This window comes from Aestuariivirga sp. (assembly GCF_044239095.1).
Taxonomy (GTDB): domain Bacteria; phylum Pseudomonadota; class Alphaproteobacteria; order Rhizobiales; family Aestuariivirgaceae; genus Aestuariivirga.
Genome location: NZ_JBIICB010000195.1, coordinates 1 through 8,191 on the forward strand (window position 1 = coordinate 1; position 8,191 = coordinate 8,191).

Consider the following 8,191-nt stretch of genomic DNA (forward strand, 5'->3'; position numbering starts at 1 on the left):
CCCGTGATGCCATTGGCCGGGTTGTTGACGCGCGATCGCTCGAGGATATCCTCGACCACGGCGCTGGAGAGGGCCGTGGCGGCACGGCTGGCATAGACACAACGGACCATCATGGGGCAATCAGTCCTTCAAGTTGACAAGCGACAGGAATTCGCGGCGCAGCGTGGCATTCTTCAGGAAGGCGCCGCGCATCACGCTGTTCACCATCTTGGTGGCGTTGTCCTTCACGCCGCGCCAGTGCATGCAGAAGTGATCCGCCTCCATCACGACGGCAAGCCCGTCGGGCGCCACCTTGTTCATCAGGAGGTCCGCCACCTGGGCGATCGCCTCTTCCTGGATCTGCGGACGCGACATGATCCATTCGGCGAGGCGGGAGTATTTGGAGAGACCAATGAGGTTCGAGTGCTCGTTGGGAAGCAGCCCGATCCACAGCCGGCCCATGATCGGGCACAGGTGGTGGCTGCAGGCGCTGCGCACCGTGATGGGACCCACGATCATCAGCTCGTTCAGGTATTCGGCGTTTGGAAACTCGGTCACGGGCGGCTGGCCCACGTAGCGGCCGCGGAACACCTCGTTGAGATACATTTTTGCCACGCGCCTGGCCGTGTCGCGCGTGTTGTGGTCCTTCTTGATGTCGATCACCAGGCTTTCCAGCACGTCCTGCATCTTGCCCGCCACCTCGTCGAGCAGGGCCTCGAGTTCGCCCGGCTCGATGAAGGCGGAGATGTTGTCGTTCGCATGATAGCGCCTGTTGGCTTTCTCGATCCGCGCCCGGATACGGGCGGATACGGCGATGCCATCCTGATTGCCCGAAGGTTTGTCCATAGCCATCCGATTCATCGTCCCGTGATGGCCGCTTGTAGCAGACCCGGCCCCCACCCACAACCCGCAGCACTCTCGTTATGGTGCCTGACGCGGCCGTTCGCGTCGCAGACCAATCGCGCAAACAGCTGACGACCAGGTAAGATCAGAGGCCGCTTCTGTCTTCCTCCGAGGAGGATGCAGCGGCCTTGACGGTTCGCCGGACAAACTTATAGTCGCGCCTCGTCAATCAGGCGGAAAACATGGGCTTGCTGTCCGGCAGGGTTTGTATCGTCACAGGCGCCGGCCAAGGGCTTGGCCGGGCGATCGCCATGGAAATGAGCGCTGAGGGCGCGGTACTGGCGCTGCTCGAGCGCAACCCGTCAACCCTCTCTGAAACCGCGGCGGAACTTGCCCGGCGGGGCAGCACCTTCTCGGAGCACGCCCTCGACGTGACGGACTACGCAGCCTACGAAGCCGCGGTGCGGAGCATCCTGGACAGGCACGGCCGCATCGATGTTCTGGTCAACAACGCCGCCATCAACCCATCAACGCGCAGCATCCTCGACGACACGCTCGAGGAATGGCGGCGCACCATCGCCATCAATCTCGAAGCGGTCTATATGGGCTCGAAGCTGGTGGCGCCTGCGATGGTTTCGCAAGGCAGCGGCCGCATCATCCACATCTCGTCGATCCAGGGCTTCGCCTCGAGCGGGCTCTGCGGCTCCTACAACGCAGCCAAGGGCGCCATCATCGCATACACCAAGTCCATGGCGGTGGAGCTTGCCCCGCATGGCATCCTCGTCAATGCGGTTGCGCCCGGCTTCATGGTCACGCCGATGTCAGTGGTGAATGGTGTGGACGAGACGGAAACACCCGACTTCATCGACTGGTACATCGACAAGCGCAAGATCCCGCTGGGGCGGAGCGGCATGCCGGAGGATGTCTCCGGCACCGTCGTGTTCCTCGCCTCGGATTACTGCCGTTACATGACCGGGCAGCTGCTCGTCGTCGATGGCGGATTGATGAGCACGTTCTGACAACAAAACCAAGGAAGCGACAGGAAGGCAACATGACAATCAGCAACCCGAAACTCTCCCGGCTGAACCGCCGCGGCTTCGTCCTCACCTCAGCCATGCTGGCGGGCGCAACGGCGCTTGGCGTCAGCCCGCGGGGTGCCTCGGCCCAGGCCAAGGAAATGGACTTCTGGTACTGGGGCGAGCAGGAGCTGCCCGGCCTGCAGAAATATGTCGAGGAGTCGGTTGCCGCCTACAAGGCCGCCACCGTGAAGCCGATGCTGCAGGACACCGCCGTCGTCATTTCGCAGTTCCAGACGGCGGCCGCTGCCGGCAATGCGCCGGATGTCCAGTATCTCTGGAACGGCATCTACCACATGGAAAGCGTGTGGCTGGGCTATGTGAAGGGCCTCAAGGGCCTGGTGAAGGAGGATATCCTCAAGGCCTCCAACCCGACGCTGCTCAGCAACTTCGGCGGCGACACCTACCGCACCGGCTGGTACCCGCTGCCGATGTTCTGGTGCTACAACAAGACCATGTTCGAGACGGCAGGCCTCGACCCGGACGCCCCGCCCAAGACCTGGGACGAACTCCTCGCCGCCTGCGAGAAGCTGAAGACCGCCGGCTTCGAGCCGCTGGGCGGCGGCATCCAGGACGGCTACTGGAGCGAATGGTACATGACCCACGCCCTGCCCCAGCAGCTCGACACGCTGGGTGAGGCCGTCGAGCTCTTCATCGGCGACAAGGACTTCCGCGACCCCAAGTACCATCAGCACTGGGTGAAGCTCGAAGAGCTGAAGAACAAGGGCTACCTCAACAAGGACATGCCCTCGCTCGAGCTCTATCCCGGCATCGATCTCGTGGTGGCGGGCAAGGTGGCGATCGGCCAGACGGTGGGCACCAGGCTTCCCGCCGACAGCAAGGCAACCGGCGGCAAGATCGGCTACATGACCATGCCGGTGTTCGGCAAGGGCAAGCTCGCGGGCGTGCCGGTCGTTGACGTGCAGGGCCTCGGCATCTCCACCAATGCGGAGGATCCCGCGGCAGCCGCCGCATTCCTCGAATTCCTCCAGTCGCCCGAACAGCTCAAGGCCTTCTGGGCTGCGACGGGCTGGCTCCCCTCCAACACCACCTTCGACGCCAGCGTCATCCAGGACGCCTCGGTGCGTGGCCTGTGGGAGAACTGGGGCCTCAAGCCCAACATCTCCAACGTCACCAACCTGATGCCGGGCCAGTTCTACGAGCGCGCGGCAATCCCCACCGGCCAGCAGATCGTGGCCGGCGCCATGACCGGCGAGCAGGCGGGCGAACTCGCCGCCAACACCGCGAAGGAGTGGCGCGACTTCAACCCCGACATGGTCGAGAACTACCGGAAGTGGGTGAAGGACCTGTCTGCCAGCTGATGCTGCTCTCAACCAGCACGCTTATTCCCCCTCTCCCCCACGCATGTAGGGGTGAGGGGGTCTCTCCGCGAGTCCTGAACGTCGTGGATCACTTGCAGACAGCGCAACTGCGGATGTACCCCCTCACCCTGCCCTCTCCCCCGGCAGGCGAGAGGAATGGCGTTATCGTGTCATGACCCCAACATCCCGGCTGACGCCTTATCTCTACGTCCTGCCGCTCGTCGCGCTGCTGGCCTTCGTGTTCGGCTATCCGCTGGTCCGCATCTTCGAGTTCAGCTTCAAGATGGTGCGCGGGATCGACGGGCCGTGGATCGGGCTTCGCAACTATGAGCTCATCCTGTCGCATCCGCTGTTCTGGGAATCCGTCCTGCACAATCTGCAGCTCCTGCTGGCCATTCCGGTCATGGTGGGGGTGTCGCTCATCATCTCCGTCCTGCTGTTCGAGCGCGTGGCGGGCTGGAAGATCTACCGCATCATCATCTTCGTGCCCTTCATCCTGGCGATCCCCATCGTCGCGGTGGTGATGAAGCGCATGTTTCAATTCTCAGGCCCGGTCAACGAGGTGCTGCGCTGGCTGAGCCTCGACTTCATGGCGCTGGACTGGATCGGCTCCTCCGACGTGGCACTGTGGACGGTGATGGTCCTGATCATCTGGCGCGAGTCGGCGCTGGGCATCATCCTGTTCCTGGCGCGGCTCCTGAGCCTCGATGAGTCCATCATTGAATCGGCCAAGATCGAGGGCGCCAACTGGTGGCAGCGGCTGTGGCACATCATCCTGCCGCAGATGCGCGGCGTCATCGAGTTCTTCGTGGTGATCAGCGTCATCACCATGCTCGCCGCCGTCTTCGCCTATGTCTATGTCATGGGCGGCGGGCGCGGCGGCCCCGGCACCTCAACCGAGGTTGTCGAGCTTTACATCTTCAACGCCCTGATCCGCTCCAGCCTGCCGGGCATCGCCTCGGCGGCATCGGTCCTGCTGTTCCTCGTCACCGGCGTCCTGATCTTCCTGCTCTTCAGGGTCCGCCGCCGCACGGAGGAGGCCTGATGAACACCGGCAACCTCCTGCGCCACAGTGTGCTGCTCTTCGCCTCGTTCCTGGCATTGGTGCCAACACTCTACATGATCGTGACGGCGCTCAAGTCGGACGAGGAATACGCCATCGACAAGCTCGGCCTGCCAAACCCGCTGGTGATCGAGAACTTCCGCGCCGTGCTGGTGGACAGTCCCTTCCTGTTCTGGATGCTGAACAGCGCCGTCCTGGTCACCGGGGCGGTGCTGCTGTCGGCCGCGGTGTCGGTGCTGGCCGCCTATGCCATCGCCACCATGCCCTTCAAGGGGCGCGATACGCTGCTGGCCGTCAGCACCTCGCTGATGGCCGTGCCGCCGGTGGTGATGATCGTGCCGCTCTTCGTGCTCTATACGCGGCTCGACCTCGTCAGCACATATCACGGCGCGATCGTGATCTATGCCGGGCTCATCACGCCCTTCTCGGTCTATCTGCTCACCACCTTCTTCCGCACCGTGCCGCGCGAACTCTTCGAGGCCGCCCACATCGATGGCGCGGGGCCGTTCACCATCCTGATGCGCGTGGTGCTGCCGCTGTCCGCGCCCGCCCTGGTGACGCTCATCGTCGTCAACGCGCTCTTTGTGTGGAACGACCTCCTCATCGCCATCATCTTCCTGCAGGAGGATGCCAAGCGCACGCTGATGGCGGGGATCAGCGTGTTCCAGGGCCGCTACAACAACCAGGTGCCGCTCACCATGGCGGGCATGGTCATCGCCAGCGCGCCGATGTTCATCCTCTACGTGGTGTTCCAGAAGCAGTTCATCCGCGGCCTCATGGCGGGCGCCATCAAGTGAGCCTGGCGATCGAGAGCGAGGCGCTTTCCGCAACCATCAACCCGCGGGCCGGCGGCACCATCACCGGGCTGCGCCACAGGCCGAGCGGCCTGTCGGTTCTGGGCCAGGTGCCGTGGACCACCATCGAAGATCCGCTGCCCGCCCCCGCCCGTGACGAGCCCGAATGGCTGACCCGCTACACCGGTGGCTGGCCCCTGCTGTTTCCCAATGCGGGCGATGCCTGCACGGTGGACGGCGTGTTCCACGGCTTCCACGGCGAGGCTTCGGTGAGCCCATGGGATGTCACCTCCGCCACCTCAGACACGCTGGTGCTCGCACGCCGCTTCAACGCCGTCCCGGTCTTCATGCGGCGGGAAATCAGCATCGCGCGCGATACGCTGACGATCCGCGAAACGCTTAAGCATCACGGCGATACGGCCATCAGCGTCATGTGGGGCCACCACCCCACCTTCGGCAGCGACCTTCTTGATGGCCCTTTCGAGATGACCAGCGGCGCGGCGGAGATGAGCATCGAGCCGGCCTTTGCGCCACCTGCCTCAGCCAACCTCCTCCGCCCGTCCGCACCGCTCGCCTCGCTCGCCTATCTCCAGCGCTTCGCGCAAAGCTGGGCCGCCATCCGCCGCTGCGATGATGCGATCGCCGTGCTCCTCACATGGGACGGCGCACGCTTTCCCTGCGCCTGGCTCTGGCATGAGCTCGAGGCGACGGCGGCTGCGCCATGGTCAGGCCGCACGCGGCTCATCGCCATCGAACCCAACACCACGCCCTGCGCACTGGGGCTGGCGGAGGCGATGGCGCGCGGCGCACCGCTCCTCCGCCTGGCACCCGGCGAAGAGGCCACAGCCAACATCTGCCTTCGGGTGTTCAAGCCCGAAGGCCCGATCAACAGCAACCTCACGTGAGATCATCATGAGCATCGAAGCCGTCGACTTTTTCTATCTCTCCATGCCCAAGGTCGAGGACATCGGCGACGGCAGCCAGGACGCACTCGTCGTGCGCGTGACGGCAGATGGCGTTGAGGGCTGGGGCGAGTGCGAGGCCTCCCCGCTCGTCTCGATCGCCGCCTTCGTGACGCCCATGTCGCATGGCGCCTGCAAGCCGGTGCGTGACGTGGTGCTGGGCAAGACGATCGACAGCCCCGCCGACATCGCCGCCATGAGTGCCGCCGTCGAGATGGAGTGCATGGACCTGCTGCAGGCCGCGCACACATTCTCCGGCATCGAGATGGCGCTGTGGGACGTACTCGGCAAGAAGCGCCATGCGCCGGTCTATGAGCTGCTCGGCTACAAACGCGCCTATCCCAAGCTTCCCTATGCGTCCCAACTCTTCGGCGATACGCCGGCCGAAACGCTGGCCGGTTGCCGCAAGGCGCGTGAGAGCGGCTATCGCGCTGTCAAATGCGGCTGGGGCCCCTTCGGCAAGGGCACGCTGAAGGATGACCGCGACCACCTGCACGCCGCGCACGAGGGGATCGGCGCTGACGGCACGCTGCTGATCGACGCCGGGCAGATCTTCCGTGAGGATGTGGAGGCCGCCGCACAGCGCATCGCCTTCCTCGAGGAGGTGAACACCGTGTGGTTCGAGGAGCCCTTCCTCGGCGGCGCCTATGCCGCCTATGCGGGTCTTGCGGCCAAAAGCCCGAAAGTGCGGCTCGCGGGCGGCGAGGCCGCGCACAACTTCCACATGGCGCAGCAACTCGTGGATTATGGCAAGGTGGGCTTCCTGCAGATCGACTGCGGCCGCATCGGTGGCATCGGCCCGGCAAAGCGCGCGGCCGACTATGCGGCAGCGCATGGTGTGACCTATGTGAACCACACCTTCACGTCGCACCTCGCACTCTGTGCTTCCCTCCAGCCTTTCGCAGGGCTCGAAGGTCACCGGATCTGCGAATATCCCTTCGCGCCCAAATCCGTGGCCTGGGACATGAGCGAGACGCACCTGACGCCCGATGCCAATGGCGAGGTGAACGTTCCCGCCGCCCCCGGCCTCGGCGTCACCATGAGTGCGGCAGGAATGAAGAGATATCTCGTGGACGTGGAGATCAGCACCAAGGGCCGCACGCTGTACAGAAGCCCCACGCTCTGATCACTCGTAGCCGGTCATCTCCACATAGCCGCGGCCGGGGTGCGAGCCCTCGATGAAGACGGGGCCCTCCCAGTAGGAGACCTGCGTATCCATCCAGGCTTGCGCGTTCAGCGCGCGGGTGGTGACGTCAAGGCCCTTGGCGGGAAGCGCCACGCGCCAGCGCACCGGCATCTTGCGGCCCTTGACGCTGGCAAATTCCAGCGGCGTCACGGACAGGGCGCCGGGCGGCTGCGGCTCAGGTGTCCCATCCGCGTTGATCCATGTGGCGGAGGTGAAACCTTCGCCCGCATCGCGCAGGCGGAAGCCCATCAGCTTCTCGCCGGAGGCGAAGTGGAAGGAGAACCAGTCCCACCCCGTCTGGCCGGCGCCCAGCGGCTGTGAGGACCATTCATGGTCGAACCATGCCTGGCCCGTGACTGCAATCTCCTTCGTTCCCGCCGTGATGGTGCCGCTGACGCGGTAGAAGGGCTGCGAGTAATAATAGCTCGCCTGGCCCTGTGCCGACTTCACCGAATAGCCGCGCTCTCCCTGCAGCACGAGCGGCCCCTCCGCATCGAGCGCCAGCGCATAGGAAAAGTCCTTGCCCGAGGCGGCAATGTCGAGGGCGGACATCTGATCGTCACCAGCTGCCGCCCGGCCCGTCATCTTCCAGTCGTCGATGGTGGCGGCGAAAGGAGAGAGGCTGACGCCCGCCTGCCCGATGCCGCCCCGCGCCATGCGTTCGGAGGAATAATGCTTCTGCTCCGTCGTCAGCGCCGCATGGCCCATCCACAGCTGCGGGCTGGCCCAGCCCGCCGCCTCCCCCGGCTTGAGCGCCGACCGGAACAGCGTCCACTGCACGCCATAGGATGTGCCATCGGCATCCTGCAGATTGGCCGTGAGATACCACCACTCGATCCGGAAATCAGGATGCGCACCATGATCGCGCGGGAACGCCAGCGGGGCGCCGCGCTGCGGCATGGCGAAACCCCCGGCATCGCTGCCCAGCCCCGCGAAGCCCTGCGCCAGCGCGGGCGATGCGAGGGC

At 64.8% G+C, this 8,191-nt stretch carries 9 protein-coding genes; 6 read left to right on the forward strand and 3 right to left on the reverse strand.

The window, feature by feature from the left end; translation table 11 throughout:
- The coding region (locus ACILRA_RS15945; RefSeq protein WP_395663073.1) for a BLUF domain-containing protein at positions 1 to 113 on the reverse strand (113 nt) is incomplete at its 3' end.
- 7 nt (positions 114 to 120) lie between these two features.
- The gene (gene folE, locus ACILRA_RS15950) at positions 121 to 831 is read right to left on the reverse strand and encodes a GTP cyclohydrolase I (protein ID WP_395663065.1); all 711 of its coding nucleotides are present in this window, start codon (positions 829 to 831) and stop codon (positions 121 to 123) included.
- A 233-nt stretch (positions 832 to 1,064) separates the two neighbouring features.
- On the opposite strand from folE, the gene ACILRA_RS15955 reads away from it, so the two are divergent.
- The 6 genes from ACILRA_RS15955 (at position 1,065) to ACILRA_RS15980 (ending at position 7,165) form a co-directional block, all read left to right on the forward strand.
- A complete protein-coding gene (locus tag ACILRA_RS15955; protein WP_395663066.1) occupies positions 1,065 to 1,841 on the forward strand; it encodes an SDR family NAD(P)-dependent oxidoreductase in 777 nt (258 codons plus the stop codon).
- A 32-nt stretch (positions 1,842 to 1,873) separates the two neighbouring features.
- Positions 1,874 to 3,220, forward strand: a complete 1,347-nt coding sequence (locus ACILRA_RS15960) for an ABC transporter substrate-binding protein (RefSeq protein WP_395663067.1) — start codon at positions 1,874 to 1,876, stop codon at positions 3,218 to 3,220.
- 172 nt (positions 3,221 to 3,392) lie between these two features.
- Positions 3,393 to 4,265: a carbohydrate ABC transporter permease gene (locus ACILRA_RS15965; RefSeq protein ID WP_395663068.1), complete on the forward strand. Its 873-nt coding sequence runs from the start codon at positions 3,393 to 3,395 to the stop codon at positions 4,263 to 4,265.
- On the forward strand, positions 4,265 to 5,080 hold the full coding sequence (locus tag ACILRA_RS15970) for a carbohydrate ABC transporter permease (RefSeq protein ID WP_395663069.1): 816 nt from the start codon (positions 4,265 to 4,267) through the stop codon (positions 5,078 to 5,080). The genes ACILRA_RS15965 and ACILRA_RS15970 overlap by 1 nt, the downstream gene beginning before the upstream one ends.
- Positions 5,077 to 5,982 (forward strand): hypothetical protein, encoded by a 906-nt coding sequence (locus ACILRA_RS15975; protein WP_395663070.1) that lies wholly within the window; start codon positions 5,077 to 5,079, stop codon positions 5,980 to 5,982. The genes ACILRA_RS15970 and ACILRA_RS15975 overlap by 4 nt, the downstream gene beginning before the upstream one ends.
- A 7-nt stretch (positions 5,983 to 5,989) precedes the next feature.
- Positions 5,990 to 7,165 (forward strand): mandelate racemase/muconate lactonizing enzyme family protein, encoded by a 1,176-nt coding sequence (locus tag ACILRA_RS15980; protein WP_395663071.1) that lies wholly within the window; start codon positions 5,990 to 5,992, stop codon positions 7,163 to 7,165.
- On the opposite strand, the gene ACILRA_RS15985 is transcribed toward ACILRA_RS15980, so the two are convergent.
- A partial coding sequence (locus tag ACILRA_RS15985) for a lipocalin-like domain-containing protein (RefSeq protein ID WP_395663072.1) occupies positions 7,166 to 8,191 on the reverse strand: 1,026 nt, incomplete at its 5' end.

Coding starts and splice junctions, on each gene's coding strand:
- ACILRA_RS15955 (WP_395663066.1), top strand. CDS start 1,065: ATGGGCTTGCTGTCCGGCAGGGTTTGTATCGTCACAGGCGCCGGCCAA.
- folE (WP_395663065.1), bottom strand. CDS start 831: ATGGCTATGGACAAACCTTCGGGCAATCAGGATGGCATCGCCGTATCC.
- ACILRA_RS15960 (WP_395663067.1), top strand. CDS start 1,874: ATGACAATCAGCAACCCGAAACTCTCCCGGCTGAACCGCCGCGGCTTC.
- ACILRA_RS15970 (WP_395663069.1), top strand. CDS start 4,265: ATGAACACCGGCAACCTCCTGCGCCACAGTGTGCTGCTCTTCGCCTCG.
- ACILRA_RS15965 (WP_395663068.1), top strand. CDS start 3,393: ATGACCCCAACATCCCGGCTGACGCCTTATCTCTACGTCCTGCCGCTC.
- ACILRA_RS15980 (WP_395663071.1), top strand. CDS start 5,990: ATGAGCATCGAAGCCGTCGACTTTTTCTATCTCTCCATGCCCAAGGTC.